Source organism: Salinicoccus sp. Marseille-QA3875, from assembly GCF_054950095.1.
This window is the reverse complement of sequence record NZ_CM143103.1, coordinates 1,259,479-1,279,545: the sequence shown is the minus strand read 5'-3', so window position 1 is coordinate 1,279,545 and position 20,067 is coordinate 1,259,479. Positions and strand designations below refer to the sequence as shown.

Genomic DNA, 20,067 nt, shown 5'->3' with positions numbered 1-20,067 from the left:
ATAATCTCTCCTCCTTATAAAAGTATCAGCACAGTCGCGACACCGGCACCGATACCGAATGCAGTGACGAGGGCTTCAAGCAGTTTGGTGATGGCCATCAGCATATGACCGCCGAACAGATCCTGGATGGCATTGGTGATGAGTACGCCCGGGACGATCGGCATGACTGATGAAATGATGATGACACCGAGTTCACCGCCCGGAATCAGCATATTGCCGATTGCAGCGAGCAAAGCGATGATAAACGCACCGATGAATTCCGGGATGAATTGTGTTTCCATCTTTTGTGAAATATATTCCGTCACAAAGTAACCCGCGGCACCGGCGATGACCGCAGTCGGGATATCTATCAGAAGGCCGCCCTGCAGATAAAGAAAGCTGAGGCCCACCATGCCGCCGGCTGTTGCTTTGAACGGCAGGGAATGGTCTTTTATTTCATTGTCTATATATCTCAGCCTTTCCATCGCTTCATCCAGCGTGATCTTTTCCGAGACGATATTGCGGGAAACACGATTCGCCTCTGAAATACGAATCAGGTTGGTGTCCCTTGTCTGTATCCTGTATATGCGCGGATGTGTTTCATCATGCAGCAGGTAGGTGACGACCGTATTCGTGACGAAGCTGTTGGAGCCCCTGTAACCGAGGGCATTCGAAATGTACGTCATCGTATCCTCGACACGCGTCCCTTCCGCTCCGGATTCAAGTAATATGCGGGCAGCAAGCATAACGACATCTTTTATTTTTTCTTCTTTTTGAATTATTTCATCCATATACATCACCAATTATGTTTATTACTTATATTAAAACATAAAAATGAGTGAAGACCCTATTATTCGGGTTTTCACTCATGTTTTTATCCACGGATCATTCATAGTTATCCACAGTTGTCAACAGGTTATGCACATGTTTCTGTGGAGCTTTTTTTTCTTTAATTTTACCGTCCTTCATTTCTACGGTCCGGTCTGCATACACCAGCATATCCTCATCATGCGTCACCATCAGTACAGTGATATTTCTTTCTATTGACAGGTTGCGTAGCAATTCCATGACTTCTGTTGAACGTTTTGAATCCAGACTCGCCGTCGGTTCATCTGCAAACAGGAGTTTCGGTTCATGGATGATTGCTCTTGCGATTGCAACACGCTGCTTTTCACCGCCTGATAACTGGTCCGGGTCGCTGTCTCTATGTTTCCACATATCCACCGCTTCCAGCATATCCTGTATACGCTGCTGCTTTTCTTTTTTGCGCCATTTTAATTCTGCAGTATCAATCATCAGGTTCAGCTGATCCTTGACTGATAAGAACGGCACGAGGTGGGCGTGCTGGAAGACGAAGCCGAATGCTTTTGCTCTGACGTCTCTCACCTGGTTGCTGCTCATGTCAGTCAAATCTTTATCATTGAATTTTATTTTACCGCCGCTTGATTTTTGAAGGCCTGCTGCGATTGTTAAAAGTGTGCTCTTACCAGAGCCTGAAGTGCCGACGAGCGCGGTGATTTTACCTTCTTCAAGTTCAAAATCGATGCTTTTTAAAATCTTTTCTTCATTTCTGCCGATCTTAAATGACTTTTCCAATTCTTTGATCTGTAGTGATGACATATTATGCGCCTCCCTGATTGATTGCTTCCATCGGTTCCACTTTACTGATCTGGACTCCGGACAATGTCGCCCCGATAAATCCGATAATAAAGAACCCTGCTGCCATGACTGCCGAAGTTTCAAGCGTCAGCTGATACGGCATGCCTTCAGGCAGTATCAGTGTAATCAGCTGGCTTAAGAATATGGCGATTATGAGTGATATCAAAGTGACGAGTATCATCTGTACCCACATCAGTCTGAGCAGCGTCATCGTCTTTACGCCGACTGCTTTCAATATGCCGTAAGTGCCGAGTTTCTGAACGTTGATCATATAGAAGAAGATCGCAAACAGCATACCGCTTATTACAAACAGAAATGCGATGATCATATTCAGTGACAGCATTTCTGCAGAATAACTCGGAATCGTATTTAAAAACTGGTTCTGGTTGAATGCTGACATCTCATCGATATCTTCTTCCTCATCTTCTGTAAAGGCCAGCTGATATGTCTCTGACTGGTACATATTCATGAAATCATCCGGATGGATGAAGGCGACGGCCGAGTGACTGAACTTCTCCTGTTCTGCAAAGTCACTCACAGTAAACGTATCATCCATCAAATTGGTAGATAATTCATCTCCCGCTTCGATGCCGTCTTCTTTTATCGATTCATCTAAAATGACTTCTCCTTTTTCCACGTTTGGAAAAATATCATTTTCTGTTGCTGTAACATACGTAATACCGTGCTTTTGTTCATCTTCGTCTTCAAGTTCCCCCATTTGGACCGACATGAAGACTGCATCCGGATGGGTGCCTTCTATCTCTTCTCTCTGACTCTCGCTGATCTCTGAAAAGTTATACTCCTCTTCAGCTTCACTTTCCATATAATACGTGCCTTCAGGCATATTTTTCACTAAAGAGGCATTATCATAAGACAATCCGTTCGCAAGGCCTGAAATAATTAATGTCAAAAAACTGATCAGAAATATGATCGAGCCGAGTATCAAATATCTCGTCTTATACTTCATCATTTCTTTCCATGCCATTTTCAATGGTCACACGTCCTTTATTTTTCAGATTTATACAGTAATGTCTGTACAAAAAATGCTGCAAAGCTGAGTAACAGAATGACACCCCCGCCGATATATGCGATCAATGTGACGATGTCGGGCAGTCCGAGTGACGCAACATTATTGATGAACATTCCGAGTATCAATCCTGTGGTACCGATGATTGCCGTCCATACATGAAACTTCGACAAGGCATTATATTTAACATCAAATGCCTGGTAGAATACCGACCATGAAAATAAACTGAGCCATCCGACAACAAGGACGTGGGCGTGAATCGGTCTGAGTGCATATGAACCCGCACCTGCCATATGTGCCCCCATGATCGTGCCGATCAATCCATATATTCCTGCAAAAACTAATAATAATTTAACTGGTTTATTCATTTAAAAAATCCTCCTTCATTCATCTGCACTACATACTCTATACTTCGAATATGAACGCAGGATGAACAAGGAGGATTTATTTTTATTCATTTATGATTTTGCGGCAATTCAACGATGAAAGTTGTTCCCGCTGCAGCATTGGGCTCTGCTCTGACTGTACCGTCATGCCGCTGGATGATTTCGTGGACGATTGACAGTCCCAGCCCGGAACCTTTGACGCTTGATGTTCTGGATGAGTCCACTCTGTAGAACCGGTCGAATATATGATCTTTTTCCTCTTCGGTCAAACCGATGCCTGTATCTGAAATTCTGACTGTGACCGTGCCGTCTGCTTCAGTCAGGGAGATATCGATATTGCCCGCTTCGCTGTTATATTTGACCGCATTTGAAATCAGATTGTCCCATACCATATTGAGCATCGTTTCATCTGCAGAGATGCTCACTTCAGGCAGGTCATAGGACAACATCATGTCATTTTGGTTTATCTTCCATTCATATGAATGGATCAGCCGCTCGATCTGTTTATCGAGCCGGTACTCTGAAATATTTAAAGCATGCGCTTCCTGGTCCAACGACGACAACATCAGCAGCTGATTGGTCATCGTACTGATCCGGGTCACTTCCTGGTCGATGATATTATAGTATTCCGTCTTATCTTCCGAACTCAGATCAGCCGTTTTCAATAGCTCATTATAGCCTTTGATGTTTGATAACGGAGACTGGATGTCATGAGAGATGTTAGAAATAAAATCCTTTCTCATCTCCTCGTTCTGTTCGATTTTTTCAGCCATATGCACAAAACTGTTGGACAGCTGGCCGATTTCATCATTCCTGTTTGTATTCAAATCGCTGACATTGTAATTACCCTTTGCCAGTGTATCGGTCGCCCGGTTTAATCTGGTCACCGGATTCACCAAATATTTTGTGCTGATCAAAACAAAGATGATACTGATGACAATGGTTAAAATAAGAAGCCATCCAAATAAAAGATGCATTTCATTGAAAAGCATCGATATATCCGGTCTCATAAACAGAGCGTATACTCCGTCACCTGTATCAACAGGTACACCAATCGTATTTTCCAATTCATTTGCAAAGAAGCCTGTCACAAAGGTCTCTCTCGGGAATTCCAGCATGCCATGATACACATTATCATTCTGGACGCTTTCAATCGTGCTTCCAGGCAGCACCGTCTCTCTGAATTCAGCCCCATAGAAACTGCCTTCTGAACCAGCGCCCACCAAATAAAACTGGTAGCCGGCATCAGCCATATTGGTGAGGTAGTCATCCATATCCATCTGCGGATTATCTTCTATAAAGGTCGAAATACTTAGTGCAATCTCCGTATTTTTGGCATCATTATCCGGTTTCAGGTACTGCTGGTAATAAGTGTTCGAGATGAAAAATGCAAACAGGAAACTCACAATCATGATGCCGATGGTTGTCACGGCAAATTTTGAATATAATGATCTTAATTTCATGGATCCACCGTCTCCAATGTATAACCGACGCCCCTGACAGTCGTGAATCTGATTGCACCGGTCAAGTGGGTGAAGCGGGTACGGAGCCGTTTGATGTGAACATCCACAGTACGGTTGTCCCCCTCAAAATCAATGCCCCAAATACTCTCGATCAGCTGCTCACGGGTGAACACCTGATCCGGATGATTTGCAAGCACATGCAATAATTCAAATTCTTTCAATGGCAGCTTCAGTATCTTTTCATTTACTGTCACCAGATATTTATCAATATCTATATGCACATCACCGACTTGTATCATTTGCTTGTCCGTATCAATATTATAGCGTCTGAGCAGTGCTTCGATTCTGAAAAGAAGCTCTTTCGCCTCAAATGGTTTGACCACATAATCATCAGTGCCAGCTTCAAATCCTTTTTCTTTATCATCGATCTGCCCTTTTGCAGTCAATATGATGATTGGTATATCCATAGTTTTACGCATCTCTTTGATCAGCGATAATCCGTCCATATACGGCATCATGATATCCACGACCGCAAGCTGACAGGCTTCATTTTTAAGTTTTCTGAGTGCATCCCTACCATCTGTTGCACCAACCACTTCATAGCCGGCATCCGTCAAATTGATCGTGATGAATTTCAAGATATTCGGATCATCATCCGCAACTAATATTTTAGTCACATTACCACCCCGTACCATTAGTGTCGATTAATCGATTTTCTTTACTACCGATGACTTTAACGCCATCCTGCCGAAGCCGGGTACTTTACAATCTAAATCATGACCATCTTCAGGGTCAACAATTCTAATCCCTTTGATTTTAGTTCCCTGCTTGATGACATTTGAAGATCCTTTGACTTTTAGATCTTTGACGATAGAAACATTATCCCCATCGTTTAAAATATTGCCGTTCACATCCCTCACCAGCGCCGCTTCCTGCTTTTCCACTTCAGACGCTTTCGTCCACTCATGCCCACACATCGGGCAGATCAGAAGGCCGCTGTCCTCATAAGTATATTCAGAATTACAACTCGGGCAGTTTGGTAAATCAGACATTTTACATTCCTCCATTGATTATTCAATAAATAAACACTTATCCACAATTTTATCAAATTATTCACATAAAATACACTTTATCCACAAATAACCTTTAAAGTTGTGGATAACTATTCAATAATGCATGTTTTTGGTATAATGTAATTTAGTGTATAAATTTAGGAGTGTAATATTAATGTGGGAAAAATTTAAAAGTGAATGGCTGAGCAAACCCGGGACAAACATATTGGCCGGTATTGTCGTGTCACTTGCTTTGATTCCTGAAGCCATCGCTTTCTCAATCATAGCGGGCGTGGACCCCATGGTAGGGCTGTATGCCTCCTTCCTGATTGCAGTAATCATTTCATTTGTCGGCGGGCGTCCTGCAATGATTTCAGCCGCTACCGGGGCAATAGCGCTGCTTGTAACGCCCCTGGTCAGTGAATATGGTGTCGACTACCTGCTCGCTGCAACGATTTTGATGGGGGTCATTCAGATCATACTTGGGCTGCTCAAAGTGGGTAGTTTGATGAAGTTCATTCCAAATTCGGTCATGATCGGTTTCGTCAATGCACTTGCCATCATGATTTTCATGTCCCAGCTTCAATATATTTTCGGCATCTCCATAGATACATATATATATTTGCTGATAACCATGGGCATCTTGTATATCATGCCTAAAATAGATTTCCTTAAAAACGTGCCGGCTCCATTGATCGTCGTCGTTTTACTGACCGCTCTGTATATATTTACAGGCGCCAATCTGCAGACAGTCGGTAATCTCGGCACGATAGAAAAATCATTGCCGAACTTCCTCATACCTGATGTGCCTTTCAATATGGAAACATTGCAGATCATTTTACCGTATTCCATCTCCATGGCCATCGTCGGGCTCGTTGAAACACTGCTCACGGCAAGGATCGTCGATAATGCGACCGATACTTTCAGCAGCAAGAACCGTGAATCACGCGGGCAGGGAATAGCGAATTTCGTCACGGGCTTCTTCGGCGGGATGGGCGGCTGTGCCGTCATCGGACAGTCCATCATCAACGTACGGGCGGGCGCAACGACACGTCTGTCCACCTTCACTGCGGGTGCAGTGTTGATATTCATGATCATCGTGCTCGGTGACTGGGTCGTGCAAATCCCGATGCCGATTCTTGCAGGAATCATGATCATGGTTTCTCTGACAACGTTCGACTGGGGTTCGTTCAGATTCTTGAAAAGAGCCCCGAGGACAGATGCATTTGTCATGCTCATCACTGTCATACTGGTATTGTTCACCAATAATTTGGCTGTCGGTGTAATCGCAGGCGTCGCATTCGCCGCAATATTTTTTGCAACTAAGATTTCAAAAGTGAATGTTGTAAAAGAAGAATACGATGATAAAATCACTTACCACATCGCAGGACAGATTTTCTTCGTGTCCATCGATTCGATGATGGACCAGATCGACTTCAATCAGGCAGTCGGATTGGTCGAGCTTGATTTTTCCGACGCTCATCTGTGGGATGATTCCGCAGTGGATGCAATAGATACGATCGTCCGTAAATTTGAAGAACGGGACATTGGTGTGAAAGTTGAAAGTCTGAATTCAGACAGCAGGAAAATCATCAAGGAACTCAGCACTTTGAATGAACAACATTTGACTTCATAGTCATATAGGAGGGCATTTATGTATAAATCCATACTGCTTGCAGCAGACGGGTCGGAAAACAGCTTCAGAGCCGCTGAAGAGAGCTTGAATTTCATTGATCATACATCCAGAGTGACAATTTTGAACGTACTTGATGCAGGAGCCGCGAAAAATGATGTACTTCACAGTACAAGCGGCATGTTGTCGAGAAAGAAAGAGAAACTCTCTAAAATCACGAGCTTATACGAAGAAAAAGGCATCGATTACACATTGAGGCTGGAACGCGGTGTGCCGAATGAAACAGTCGTCAAAATCGCTAACAGCGGAGAATACCAGGCGGTCATCCTCGGCACAAGAGGGCTCAACAGTCTTCAGGAGATGGTGCTCGGCAGCGTCAGCCATAAAGTCGCTAAAAGAGCTGATATTCCAGTCATTATCGTGAAGTAGGGAAGCCTGGTGTAAAGGACGGCGCTATAACTCATCTGAAAACATCCTAGTTGTGGCGCACAACTTAAAACCGGCCACATAAAAAGGAGCTGCATCTTAATCAAGAGATGCAGCTCCTTTTGTATAATGTTTTCCACAGTTATCCACATGACTTATCCACAGGTGTGTATAACTTATATCGTATATATTTCTGTCGGTGTATTTTTATCGGTATGATGAAGCTGGATTTCATTTTTCGTATCGATGTCGTATTGATTCAATACTTGCTCGACACTCATTTTTGCCAGTTCTTTTATATTGTTATCCAGACTGAGGTGGCTCAGATAGATGCGTTTAGTATTGGCAGTGATCACGTCCCGCATTGCATGTGCCGCATCTTCATTCGATACGTGTCCGACATCGGAGAGAATACGCTGTTTCGTCACCCATGGATATCTGCCCATTCTGAGCATATCCACATCGTGATTGCTTTCAAAGATGAAACAGTCGCTTTCCTTTATGATGCCCTTCATCTGGTCTGACACATAACCTGTATCCGTAATGACCGAGAGCTTTTTATCATCCCTCATGAGGGTGTAGAACTGTGGGTCGATCGCATCATGCGATACGTTGAATGACTGGATATCCATTCCGACGATTTCTTTCGTCTCCAGAGGATTGAAGTGGAATTTCTGTTCTGAAGGCACTTCTATATTTTTTCTGTCCAGCTGCTGCCATGTCTGTTCATTCGCAAAAATTGGAATCTCATATCTTTTAGCAATGACTTTCAACCCTTTTATATGATCCGAATGTTCATGGGTGATCAAAATTGCATCAATATTTTTCAAGGATGTACCAATATGGTTCAATCCTTCTTCTATTCTTTTGCACGTAAGCCCTACATCGATGAGCAGGCTGCCTTTTTCTGTTTCAATATAAGTACTGTTGCCCGAAGATCCGCTGGCCAACACGCTCATTCTCATGCTACTCACTCACTTTCAATTATTTCACCTGAATCTGTTGTTGCATCTACATAAATCGTTTTGGATATATCCTGATCTGTGACATGCATTTCCCATTTCGGTCTTAAAATCGCGTTATTTTCTTCTGTAAGTATGATGTAATAGCCGAGTCTCGCTTCATCAATTACAGCAGTCGAAGAAATCCTATCGCGTGCATACAGTTCCTCGACGATTTCTTTCGGAGATTTTGCCGTCAGACTCATTGTATATTCATTTTCTTCCAAATTCATCAATCTTGTCTGCTCCATGGATGTTGCCTGTCTGCCTTCACCTTTGAATATGATTCTTGCAGCTTCGTGATTGAAGATCGGAAATTCTCCATATAACTGGTTGAATACTACCTGGTCAGATGTACTCATTACATTATCATACTGGTAATCATGACCTCTGTAAACATTCTCGTCTATATAAATTTGAAGTGGCTGTTCCATCATTGCCGGACCGTTTTCTTCAAATTCTTCTGTAATTTTCGCCCCTGAAATATTATCTTTATCCACATCGGCATCCCGATTGTCTTCATTTGAAAAATCCTGGACTGCCCCGGTAAGAACGTTCATTTCGACCGCTTCATACTCTTCGATATTGCTCATATCTATTCCCGTCGTGCTCAAAATATCCCGCGATTCCTGGATTTCTTCTACAGATTCCTGCTGTTCATTCAAATATATATAGATGAGCGCAATGTTCATCAGAAGGAACACGATGATGTATAAGGATTTCGTCAGCTTCCAATCCATTACTCAAGACCTCCCTCGTCAAACCTCATCCATTCTCCGTCGTACTTGATATACCAGGATGGTGTATACTGCACAACATTTATCTCGCTCTGATCTGTAGAAAAGGCCATATTATAGCCGATTGTTATTTTAGTGACGTCCTGCAGATCATAGTTTTCGTTCAATGCAATTTCATACCTGACACTCTCAAGCGGCGGTAAAGTCTGATCTTCGCCGCCAGGTACCCGTGCAGTCACTCTGAGCAGCGGCCTATTGTATTCATAGAGAGCATTTTGCCCGTATTTTACAGATATCGTCGAAGGTATGTGATCACTGAATACAAAATAACCGTTCATAGAAGCACGAAAGACAGAGTTATTTTCATCAGGAAAGTAATCAAATAATATATTTCTCTGATCTAGCCCGATATGTGAGTTCAGAAAATGAAAACTGCTTTGTATCGTCTGGTGCGGGTTGCTGTTACCGGTCAGTGACTCCCGCAGATTATTGTAAGAGTAAGCATATGTTTCACTGTTGTATGTCGCAATATTCGTGTCACCCTCATAGACATACGTCTCATCGCTGACTTCCGTTTCGAAACTGTCATTTAAAAACAGCATATTATTCACCGTATCTGCACTGAATACATTATATAAAAAGTTTTCCACCGGCATGCTGCCCGGATCTGTCGGCCCGTATATCGCAGTCTTATTGTTGGAAGTCTGCTGATTTGTGATGACACCAGAATATTCTTCAAACAGATGATCATGTGCCGACAACAGTGATTTCAAGTATGAACTTTCCAGATTCGTCTCTGCAACCGCAACTCTGTCCAGATCCTCATTGATCAAATAAAAAGTCACATGCTCATCGACAAGGTCCACGACAATCCGGTTATAGCTGTAGTCCGGGTAGTCTCCCTCGTAATTGAAATCCAGCACTTTGAACAATGACTTGGTCGGCATGTCTGAAGCATAGTCAACGATCAGAAACTCTTCACCACTATCTTCGTCAATGCCCGGTGTCAGTCTGCTTATACTGTTATAGACATTGATATCCGTTATTTCCGTTCCATCTATATACTCACGTATCCCGATGACAGCCTCTTCTTCTATCGTTCCCTGAATATTTGAGTCGTCGACCCAGACGAGCTGATAGGCACGCATGATCGAATCGAAGGACACAGGCTCACCGGGGCCGATATTGGAGGTTCTTTCAATATCCGTATCTATTTCAGAAAACTCCGGCTGATAGCTCCAGACCATTATCGTCAGCACAGCGCTGGTGACCACAAGAAGGAAGAGGGCGATGGATTTGATATTTTCTTTATTCATCCCAATCATCCTCCCCAAGCGTTTCACAAGGCAGGTTGATGAATACTGTCGTTCCTTCTCCTTCTAAGCTGTTTGCCCATATACGGCCGTTATGTGCCTCGACAATTTCTTTGGAGATGGCAAGTCCGAGACCTGTACCTCCTTTTTTACGCGCACGAGCCTTGTCCACACGGTAGAAACGTTCGAATATACGATCGACTTTGTTGCCGGGTATACCCATGCCGTTATCTTTGATACGAATGGTCATGCGGTTATAGAGTGAATTCTGCTTCACATGAAATTCAACACGTTTATGTTCCCTGTTGGAATATTTGATGGCATTTGAAATGACATTATCGAGCACCTGACTCATCTTATCCATGCCGATTTCAGAGAAAATCGCGGTTTCAGGTATGTTTCTGATAAATTCCACTTCACCTTTGTGGGTCATTTCGAAGCGGTCGATCACACGGTTTAAAAATAGATTGAAGTCGACAATCTCTTTATTTATCTCTTCGGCTGCATTATCCATTCTTGAAAGCTGCAGCAGATCCTCCACCAGACGGATCATCCGGTCTGTCTCATCTCTTGTCACGCTGAGGAAACGCGGTGCGAGTGTCGTATCTTCCCAGGCACCTTCCTGAAGCGCTTCTATATAGCTCCGCATCGAAGTCAGCGGTGTACGCAGTTCATGCGATACATTCGCAACGAATTCACGGCGTTCGCTGTCAATCTTCTCCTGCTCTGTGACATCATGAAGCACCGCGATATAACCGTTCATGAATCCAGTATCTTTAAATATTGTTGAGAAATTCACACGGATGGCAGCTTCATAGTCAGCATCTGTAAACAACAGCTGACTCTCGTTGATTTCCTGGATATCCTCTAAAGTCATCTCGCCGTCCAGTCTTAATATTTCCAGCATATTTTTACCGTGAATATTCGTCTCTTTGGCAATACCCAGCATATCGAGCGCCATATCGTTGACAACTGTAATGCGCCCTTTACGGTCCGTTGCGATAACACCTTCTGACATGTTCGTAATGACCGAATCCAGACGTTTTCTTTCACTTTCGGTATTTGCCTGAGCTTCCTGCACACGTTTTGATAGAATGTTGAATGAGCCGGCAAGTTCGCCGATTTCATCATTACTGTATATTTTAACCCTGGAAGTATAGTCACCCTCGGACATTAACAGCGCCTGGTTTCTCATATCCGTGATCGGTTTCGTAATCGTCCGCGCAATAAAAATCCCGAGAAGGCTGGTGATGATCAGTGAAATGATAGTGGCTATAATGAAAGTGTTGTTGATCGCTTCCAGTTGTTGATAGACCGTTTCAATATTCGAGGCAACATAAATAGCACCCAGTATCTGTTCTTCATTGACTACAGGGTGATTGAGCAGCCATGTCCGCTGATTATCCTGATTTACGTTTACGAAAATCTCTTCATTCCTTGAACCTGTCGTGATTGCTTCTTCGGTCAGTGACTGGTTGATACGTGAACCGATGCTCGGTTCATTGGAAATACGGCTGGTGCCGATCAAAATATTATCGGTATTCACAAAGCGGATCTCTTCAATTTCCGGACGGTTTCCGAACTCACTCAATAAACTTTGAACTTCCTCATCCATGCTTTCTTGATCATCGGCATATTCTGTATGTAGTTCCTTGATCCTGGTATCGATGAGATCGACCTGGGTTTCAATATTATCCTGGAAGTTCACTGTGAGTTCCCGTTCAAGCGTGTTTGTGAAATATAAACCTATAATCTGCATCCCAATGACAATCAGGAGCACATATATAATAACCAATTTAATATGCAGGGATTGCAGATTTCTGAAAAATTGCCTCATATATAAAATGCCCCTTTATTCGTCGCCCTGGATGAAATATCCCACTCCTCGGCGTGTCATTAAATATTCGGGATGAGAAGGATCATCTTCTATCTTCTCCCGCAGGCGCCGTACAGTCACATCCACAGTCCGTACATCGCCGAAATAGTCATAACCCCATACAGTTTCAAGCAGATGTTCACGCGTCATCACCTGTGAAATATGTTTGGTCAAATAATGAAACAACTCAAATTCCCTATGTGTCAGATCGATGCTTTCACCATTCTTTTTAATCGCATAGGAATCCGGTAAAATCGTGATGTTTTTTATTTGTATATTATTATTTTCGGGTTCTGCTTCCTGTTTGGCCTGAGCCGTGTTGCGCCGCAGATTCGCTTTTACTCTCGCAATCAGTTCTCTGGTTGAAAATGGTTTTGTGACATAGTCGTCCGCACCCAGTTCAAGCCCCAGCACCTTATCAATTTCTGAATCTTTGGCTGTCAGCATGATGATAGGCATATCATGTTTCTTTCTGACTTCCCGGCAGACTTCCATTCCATCCATTCCCGGAAGCATGATATCCAGCAGCACTATATCAGGCACGACTTCCAATATGAGTTCGAGAGCATCATTGCCATCATACGCACTGTGAACTTCATAACCTTCTTTTTCGAGATTAAATTCCAATATATCTGCAATCGGCCGTTCATCATCGACTACTACAATTTTCTTAGCCATTATCTTCCCTCACTTTTCTCGTCAATTCTGTATAATTTTCGTCCGTAATTATAACCAAATTATATAATAACCCAAGCTTAATGTATCATTTTTAAGAAAAATTATCCATTATCGTATAAAGCAGAGACTACAAAAAAGTCACCAACAGAGATGTTGATGACTTCCAAAAGACGGTCCTGACGGGAATTGAACCCGCGATCTCCTGCGTGACAGGCAGGCATGTTAACCGCTACACCACAGGACCATGATTATGATGTTAAATATAAATAAATTAAAAAAATGACCCGTACGGGACTCGAACCCGTGTTACCGCCGTGAAAGGGCGGTGTCTTAACCGCTTGACCAACGGGCCATGTAACATATGGCACAAGATATAGTATACCATGAGAGTAATTTCAATTTCAACTCATTTATGAAAGTTTTTTGTCGGGGATGACGTCATTGTGGGGGAGGCATCGCCAGACACTCTGAAATGGCACGAAAACCAATTTCTCACATGACTCGTGCCACTACAGCTTGAGAAATGGCACGAAACCCAATTTCTTACGTCGCTCGTGCCACTACAATCTGAAAAACGACACGACCCTCAACAAAAATAAAAACCGCCACAACCTGAAGTTGGGGCGGCCTCATCAAATATAGATTCTACGACCAGAAGTCTTTCAATAAGTTTGTCTGGTTACGATCCGGACCGACGCTGAAGATTGAGACATTGACGTCGCATAATCTTTCAATTTCGCGCAGGTAGTTCAGTGCATTCTCAGGCAGTTCATCAAGGTGCTTCACACCCGTGATGTCTTCTTTCCAGCCGGGAAGTTCTTTGTAAACCGGTTTTGCGCGGTTCAATTCACTCAACGTTGCCGGGTATTCTGTAATTTCCTTACCGTCAATTTCGTATGCAGTACAAATTTTCACTTTATCCAGTCCGCTCAATACGTCGATTGAGTTCAGGGAGAGGTCAGTGATTCCGCTCGCCCTTCTTGAGTGGCGTACGACTACAGAGTCGAACCAGCCGACACGGCGCGGTCTGCCTGTTGTTGTACCATATTCACGGCCGATTTCACGGATGTGTTCCCCATTGTCATCAAACAGCTCGGTAGGGAAGGGACCGTCGCCGACGCGTGATGTATAGGCTTTACATACGCCGACAACATTTTTCACATTCGCCGTTCCGACGCCGCAGCCGACTGTCACGTTACCCGCAACCGGGTTGCTGGAAGTGACGAACGGATACGTACCGTGATCCACATCGAGCATGACACCCTGTGCACCCTCAAATAAAACCTTCTCGCCATTTTGGAATGCGTCGTCCAAAATTTTTGCAGTATCTGTAACATAAGGCGCCAGACGCTTCGCAGCTTCCATATAAGGAATGTATATATCATCGAATTCAAAGCCTTCGTGGCCGTAAAGTGCTTTGAGTGTTTTATTTTTAATTTCCAAGTTTTCGTCCAGACGCTTTTTAAATACTTCTTCATTTATTAAATCAGCCATACGGATACCGATGCGCTGCACTTTATCCACATAGCATGGACCGATGCCGCGCTTAGTCGTACCAATCTTATTTTCACCGCGTTCTTCTTCTTCATATTCATCCTGAACAAGGTGATACGGCAGAACAACTTGAGCTCTGTTGGAGATACGCAGGTTGTCGACTTCTATACCGCGTTCAATCAAACCATCCAGTTCTTTAATGATGGACAGCGGGTCGATCACGACACCGTTTCCAACTAAGGACAGTTTATCTTTATAGAAAATTCCTGATGGTACCAAGTGCAATTTATAAGTTTCGCCGCCAAACTGAATCGTATGGCCTGCATTATTACCGCCAGAAAAACGTGCGATGATATTCGCATCTTCTGATAGGAAATCCGTGATCTTCCCTTTACCTTCGTCTCCCCACTGCGTTCCAACTACTACTGTACCAGACATTTAAGAGCCTCCAATTTATTCAATAGAAATACCGTCTACATTTTACCAATATACCATCTAAGATGCAACAAAAAATACGAACGTTTTTATATGAGCCATATAAAAACATTCGTAAATTTAGTTCGGAGGGATGTATCCATCTCCGTAATCTCTAGTATCCTGGTCAAAAAAGGTACTATATGACTTATTGAATATTAAATTGACCGTACCTGTCGGACCGTTACGGTGCTTGGCCAGAATGATTTCAATTTCGTCCTGTTCCTTCTGGGCGCCGGCACTTTCTTCTTCGCCGTCGCCGCGGGTATAGTAGTCTTCTCTGTATAAAAATGCGACAATATCCGCATCCTGCTCGATCGAACCTGATTCACGCAGGTCACTCATCATCGGGCGCTTATCCTGGCGCGATTCAACACTCCTTGACAACTGTGACAGCGCGATGACGGGGCAGTGCATTTCACGGGCCAGTGATTTCAGCATACGTGAAATTTCAGATACTTCCTGCTGACGGTTGTCACTGCCCCTGGTGCCGGAGCCCTGGATGAGCTGGAGATAGTCGATGATGACCATATCAAGACCGTGTTCCTGCTTCAGCCTCATGCATTTTGACCGGATGTCACTGACACGGATGCCCGGACTGTCATCGATGAATATTTTCGAATCTGCAAGCTGACCGATTGCGGTCGTAAAATTATCCCAGTCCTGATGTTCAAGGTTACCCTGTCTCAGCTTCGTGGCATCAATCATCCCTTTGGAAGATATCATCCTTGTCACAAGCTGGTCGGCACCCATCTCAAGAGAGAAAATTGCGACCGTATATTTATCCTGGGAGGTCCCCACGTGTCCTGCGATATTCAGTGCAAATGCCGTCTTACCCATGGAAGGACGGGCTGCGAGAATGATCAGATCGTTGCGGTTGAATCCGGATGTCATGAAGTCGAGATCCCTGTAGCCTGTCGGAATACCAGTCGTTGTAGATTTCTGGCCGGCTCTTTCTTCGACCTGCTCATACACTTCATGGACAACTGATTTCATCGAACGGAATCCTTCATTCCGGCGCGCTTCCGAAATGGACATTATTTTAGATTCGGCTTCATTCAGAATATCTTCGATGTCAAATTCTTCGGAAAAGCCTTCTGTCGCGATCTCACTGACCGTTTCAATCAATTTTCTGCGCAACGAGTATTTTGCGACGATGTTGCTGTAGAATGTCCAGTTTAAACTCGTTGGAACAAACTCTGACAGCTCACCTAAATATCTCGGTCCGCCGATCACATTCAGCTGATCCATCGTACGCAGCTGATTCGTCAGCGTAACGAGGTCGATATGCGTCCGCTCTTCACTGAGCAGTGCCATCGCAAGAAAGATCTGCTGGTGTTCATTACGGTAGAAATCTTCAGGATCCAATATTTCATAGATCGATATGAAAATTTCGGGATTGACCAGAATCGCCCCCAATACCGATTGTTCTGCTTCAACATCATGCGGCATCTGGTTATTGCCATTCATAATCAACCCCTCCTTTCAATGTGCATCATTTATTGTTCAGCTACGTGAACTTTTATTTCAGCGATGACTTTTGGATGAAGTTTCGCTTTTAATTTGTGGTAGCCGAGACTTTTCAACGGCTGATCCATTTCAATTTTTCTTTTATCGATTTTAAGGTCGTGCTGCTTGCTGAATGCCTCTACTATCTGTTTGGAACTGATTGAACCGAATAAACGTCCGTCTTCACCGGATTTGGTTTTTATTTCGACCTCTTTCGACTCAAGTTCTTTTTTCAAGAGCTGGGCATCCACCAATTCCTGTTCTTTTTCTTCGGCAATCTGGTCATTATGTTCTTTCAGTTTCTGAAGGTTGCCGGGTGTCGCTTCTTCCGCCAGACCCTTTTTAATCAAAAAGTTCTGTGCATAGCCGGTCGCAACGTTTTTGACTTCACCTTTTTTACCTTGGTTCTTTACATCACTTAGAAAAATCACTTTCATTATTCTTCACTCCTGTTTTTTAAAGCTTCCTCAATCACTTCGTTTAAATCTTCATATGCCTGCTCGATTGAACGGTCTTTGATCAGTGTTGCTGCATTCGTCAGATGACCACCGCCGCCAAGCTGTTCCATAATGAGCTGGACGTTTATTTCACCGAATGAGCGGGCGGAAATACCCACTGAATCGTCTTCACGGTATGCCATTACGAAGGACGCTTTGACACCTTCGATCTGTAAGAGCTGGTCGGCTGCCTGAGCCACTGTAACCGGGTGATAGCTCATCGTCTCATCCGATCTGACGATTGCTATGCCGTTCTCGGAAATCTCTGCAGATTTGATTAAATCACTGCGTGCGATGAACGTGTCGATATCATCCTTCAGGAATGTCTGGGCAAGCACCGGGTCCGCCCCGTGGCTTCTCAGGAAGCTTGCAGCGTCGAAAGTTCTCGATCCTGTACGCAATGTGTAATTTCTCGTATCGACGATGATGCCCGTCAGCATCACTGTCGCTTCGATACGGGACAATCTCTTCTCAACATTCTGGTACTCGATGAGTTCGGCAACAAGTTCACTTGCACTTGATGCATAAGGTTCCATATAGACGAGCAGGGGATTCGAGATGATTTCATCGCCGCGCCGGTGATGGTCTATCACAACTTTACGCGTCGATTTATTCATGATATCCTCATCCAGCACCATGCCCGGACGGTGGGTATCTACTACGACGACCGTCGTTTTCGGGTTCATCAGATCCCACGCATCTTCACTGGTCACGAAACGTTCCAGCAGCTCTTCACGTCCGGTGATTTCATTCATCACCCTCTGCATCGTATCATCGATATCTTCTTCATTTAAAATGATGTGCGCCTGAATGCCGTTCATGGAAGCAAGTCTTGCAACACCGAGTGATGCACCGATGGAGTCCATATCCGGACGTTTGTGACCCATGATCAGCACGTTGTCGCCTTCAAGCAGAATATCTCTGAGCGCATGTGCGACAACCCGGGCTTTAACACGTGTCCGTTTTTCCATCGGGTCCGTCTTACCCCCGTAAAATCTTGCGTTGCCGTTTGCAGCCTTGATTGCCACCTGGTCACCCCCGCGGCCGAGTGCAAGGTCAAGGGAGGACTGGGCGAGTTCACCGATGTCGATAAACTCATCCGTCCCTTCACCGATACCGATACTAAGTGTGATCTGCACGCCGATTTCTTCAGAACGGTCACGCACTTCGTCCAGCAGATTGAATCTGGTTTCTTCGATATCATTCAATATCTTCGAGTTTAAAACGATGATGAAACGATCCTGGGAAAAACGTCTGATATAGACGTTATGACGGTTTGCCCAGTCATTGATCGTATTCGTTATCGTGTTATTCAACTCACTTTTCAAAGCTTCACTCATGTTCTGTGTGACATCGTCATAGTTATCGAGGAATAAAATTCCGATGACCGGTGTTTTTTCTTCTACACGCTTTTGCAGCTGACGTTCCTTCGTAATATCAATCAGGTGAAGCGCCTTATGCTCTTCTTCCCAAAAGATACGATAGTTTTTGTCATCGTAGGTGGACTCGATGACCTTCATGTTATTCGCTTTAAGTGCCGTCATGATATTGGAAAACACTTTGTTGATCGGTTCTCCTATACTGTCATCTGTCAGCACATTTAAAATCTGCGGGTTCATATAGTCAATTTCATCTTCATCGTTCAAAAGGATCAGACCTGCAGGAAGTTCATCCACAGCATATTTCCTTGATCCCGCTATCCCATAGACGATTCTTCTTGAACGTTCTTCACTGCTTGTAATCGAGCGTGTCAAATACAAGAACAGTGCCAGCATCAAAATGATGCTGAATAATAACACAACAAGGCCTAACCGTACATGATTGGCCATGACAAAGATATTCAACACTAAAACATGGAATGCAGCAATTCCAAACGGGATATAAATTAGTTTTTTATCGATAATGTTGAACATCTGATTCACTTCCTTTTTAGTTTCATCAACAGTCTGAATCTGAATACCATTTCAAGTAAACCGATTACGAGTGTCAACGGTCTGATGATTGCCAGCGGAATCAAAATGATGACTGATAAAACCTTGTTCACCTTTTTTTCCAAAAGGAAGAAATAGGAGAAGCTCAGTCCGTGGAGGAATACTGCCCATTCCACTAAAACATATGAGTTGCTGATAATCGTGCCGAACGTGTCTTCAGTTGTGGTAAAGAGCGAAACGATATACAAAATGAAAAATAAATATAATATGAATCGCGGGAATGCCCATTCACTGAACGACATGTATGACCATGCCGGAAGTTCTTTATTTTGTAATAACAATCTTAACATCAATACAGTATATAGAATAACAAAAAATGAAATGATTGTAATATATGCCGGCAGCTGCGCGAACATCTCGGTAAGCGCTGCGCTGAACATTTCAGCGTCTACAAATCCGACGTTTAATCCTCCCATGTTTTCAATCTGTTCCATATACCAGCTTCTGAAGGTCATAAAAGTCTCTGAAAGAGGATTGATGACATCCATGAACACCAGCATGTTCAAACCGCCGACGACACTCAGCATCAAAGCGAAAGTACCGTAGAACAAGGTCAGCTCCTGCGAGAGCCCTTTAGCGAGTGTATGATGGATCACTGCAGTCAGTATATATAGTACCACAACCCACATCCATAAAAGAGGCGAGAGGAACAGCAGTGCAGGAAACATGAAGCTGATGAATATCAACCAGTAATGATAGTTGGATTTATGTTTGATCTTAAGCAGGTAATAGACGACTAATGGCAGAATAACTGCACCGAGTAAAACGCTCAATGATGTAATTGCGATGAACACAAATATGACCAGTATCGCAAGAAATGTTTGACCCAGTGAAACATTTTGTTTCAAATAAACACCCTTTCCTTTCCAATA

The 20,067-nt window shown here is 43.7% G+C and carries 19 protein-coding genes and 2 tRNA genes; 2 read left to right on the top strand and 19 right to left on the bottom strand.

Features of this window, described 5'->3' with window-relative positions:
• Positions 1–14 precede the first annotated feature (14 nt).
• The 7 genes from ACY8DT_RS06530 to ACY8DT_RS06500 form a co-directional block, all read right to left on the bottom strand.
• The gene (locus ACY8DT_RS06530) at positions 15–776 is read right to left on the bottom strand and encodes a threonine/serine exporter family protein (RefSeq protein ID WP_462422105.1); all 762 of its coding nucleotides are present in this window, start codon (positions 774–776) and stop codon (positions 15–17) included.
• Between the two features lie 88 nt (positions 777–864).
• The gene (locus ACY8DT_RS06525; protein WP_462422104.1) at positions 865–1,599 is read right to left on the bottom strand and encodes an ABC transporter ATP-binding protein; all 735 of its coding nucleotides are present in this window, start codon (positions 1,597–1,599) and stop codon (positions 865–867) included.
• A gap of 1 nt (position 1,600) precedes the next feature.
• Entirely contained in the window at positions 1,601–2,623 is a 1,023-nt protein-coding gene (locus ACY8DT_RS06520) for an FtsX-like permease family protein (protein ID WP_462422234.1), read from the bottom strand.
• 20 nt (positions 2,624–2,643) lie between these two features.
• Complete coding sequence (locus ACY8DT_RS06515) at positions 2,644–3,033, bottom strand: hypothetical protein (protein ID WP_462422103.1); 390 nt, start codon at positions 3,031–3,033, stop codon at positions 2,644–2,646.
• An 86-nt stretch (positions 3,034–3,119) separates the two neighbouring features.
• Complete coding sequence (locus ACY8DT_RS06510) at positions 3,120–4,514, bottom strand: sensor histidine kinase (protein WP_462422102.1); 1,395 nt, start codon at positions 4,512–4,514, stop codon at positions 3,120–3,122.
• On the bottom strand, positions 4,511–5,191 hold the full coding sequence (locus ACY8DT_RS06505; protein WP_462422101.1) for a response regulator transcription factor: 681 nt from the start codon (positions 5,189–5,191) through the stop codon (positions 4,511–4,513). Before ACY8DT_RS06505 ends, ACY8DT_RS06510 begins: the two co-directional genes overlap by 4 nt.
• A 27-nt stretch (positions 5,192–5,218) precedes the next feature.
• Entirely contained in the window at positions 5,219–5,566 is a 348-nt protein-coding gene (locus ACY8DT_RS06500; protein WP_462422100.1) for a zinc ribbon domain-containing protein YjdM, read from the bottom strand.
• A gap of 175 nt (positions 5,567–5,741) precedes the next feature.
• Between ACY8DT_RS06500 and ACY8DT_RS06495 the strand changes: the two genes are divergently transcribed.
• Both ACY8DT_RS06495 and ACY8DT_RS06490 read left to right on the top strand, forming a co-directional pair.
• Entirely contained in the window at positions 5,742–7,202 is a 1,461-nt protein-coding gene (locus tag ACY8DT_RS06495; protein ID WP_462422099.1) for a SulP family inorganic anion transporter, read from the top strand.
• 18 nt (positions 7,203–7,220) lie between these two features.
• Positions 7,221–7,628, top strand: coding sequence for a universal stress protein (locus ACY8DT_RS06490; RefSeq protein ID WP_462422098.1), 408 nt, complete (start codon positions 7,221–7,223; stop codon positions 7,626–7,628).
• 173 nt (positions 7,629–7,801) lie between these two features.
• Here ACY8DT_RS06490 and ACY8DT_RS06485 read toward each other — a convergent pair whose 3' ends face one another.
• The 12 genes from ACY8DT_RS06485 to ACY8DT_RS06430 all read right to left on the bottom strand — a co-directional run bounded on the left by ACY8DT_RS06485 (position 7,802) and on the right by ACY8DT_RS06430 (position 20,043).
• Positions 7,802–8,590: an MBL fold metallo-hydrolase gene (locus ACY8DT_RS06485; protein WP_462422097.1), complete on the bottom strand. Its 789-nt coding sequence runs from the start codon at positions 8,588–8,590 to the stop codon at positions 7,802–7,804.
• Positions 8,591–8,595: 5 nt separating this feature from the next.
• A complete protein-coding gene (gene yycI, locus ACY8DT_RS06480) occupies positions 8,596–9,366 on the bottom strand; it encodes a two-component system regulatory protein YycI (protein WP_462422096.1) in 771 nt (256 codons plus the stop codon).
• Positions 9,366–10,679 carry a YycH family regulatory protein gene (locus ACY8DT_RS06475; RefSeq protein WP_462422095.1) on the bottom strand — a complete coding sequence of 438 codons (1,314 nt, stop codon included), beginning with the start codon at positions 10,677–10,679 and terminating at the stop codon, positions 9,366–9,368. The genes yycI and ACY8DT_RS06475 overlap by 1 nt, the downstream gene beginning before the upstream one ends.
• Entirely contained in the window at positions 10,672–12,513 is a 1,842-nt protein-coding gene (gene walK / locus ACY8DT_RS06470) for a cell wall metabolism sensor histidine kinase WalK (RefSeq protein WP_462422094.1), read from the bottom strand. Before walK ends, ACY8DT_RS06475 begins: the two co-directional genes overlap by 8 nt.
• 15 nt (positions 12,514–12,528) lie before the next feature.
• Positions 12,529–13,230, bottom strand: coding sequence for a response regulator YycF (gene yycF / locus ACY8DT_RS06465; protein ID WP_462422093.1), 702 nt, complete (start codon positions 13,228–13,230; stop codon positions 12,529–12,531).
• A 171-nt stretch (positions 13,231–13,401) separates the two neighbouring features.
• Positions 13,402–13,474 (bottom strand) — tRNA-Asp (locus ACY8DT_RS06460).
• Between the two features lie 36 nt (positions 13,475–13,510).
• Positions 13,511–13,582: transfer RNA gene (locus tag ACY8DT_RS06455), tRNA-Glu, on the bottom strand.
• Between the two features lie 293 nt (positions 13,583–13,875).
• Positions 13,876–15,162, bottom strand: a complete 1,287-nt coding sequence (locus tag ACY8DT_RS06450) for an adenylosuccinate synthase (RefSeq protein ID WP_462422092.1) — start codon at positions 15,160–15,162, stop codon at positions 13,876–13,878.
• A gap of 117 nt (positions 15,163–15,279) precedes the next feature.
• On the bottom strand, positions 15,280–16,668 hold the full coding sequence (gene dnaB / locus ACY8DT_RS06445; protein ID WP_462422091.1) for a replicative DNA helicase: 1,389 nt from the start codon (positions 16,666–16,668) through the stop codon (positions 15,280–15,282).
• Positions 16,669–16,697: 29 nt separating this feature from the next.
• Positions 16,698–17,144: a 50S ribosomal protein L9 gene (gene rplI / locus ACY8DT_RS06440; RefSeq protein ID WP_462422090.1), complete on the bottom strand. Its 447-nt coding sequence runs from the start codon at positions 17,142–17,144 to the stop codon at positions 16,698–16,700.
• Complete coding sequence (locus tag ACY8DT_RS06435) at positions 17,144–19,117, bottom strand: DHH family phosphoesterase (RefSeq protein ID WP_462422089.1); 1,974 nt, start codon at positions 19,115–19,117, stop codon at positions 17,144–17,146. Before ACY8DT_RS06435 ends, rplI begins: the two co-directional genes overlap by 1 nt.
• A 5-nt stretch (positions 19,118–19,122) precedes the next feature.
• The gene (locus tag ACY8DT_RS06430) at positions 19,123–20,043 is read right to left on the bottom strand and encodes a DUF2232 domain-containing protein (RefSeq protein ID WP_462422088.1); all 921 of its coding nucleotides are present in this window, start codon (positions 20,041–20,043) and stop codon (positions 19,123–19,125) included.
• Positions 20,044–20,067: the final 24 nt, after the last annotated feature.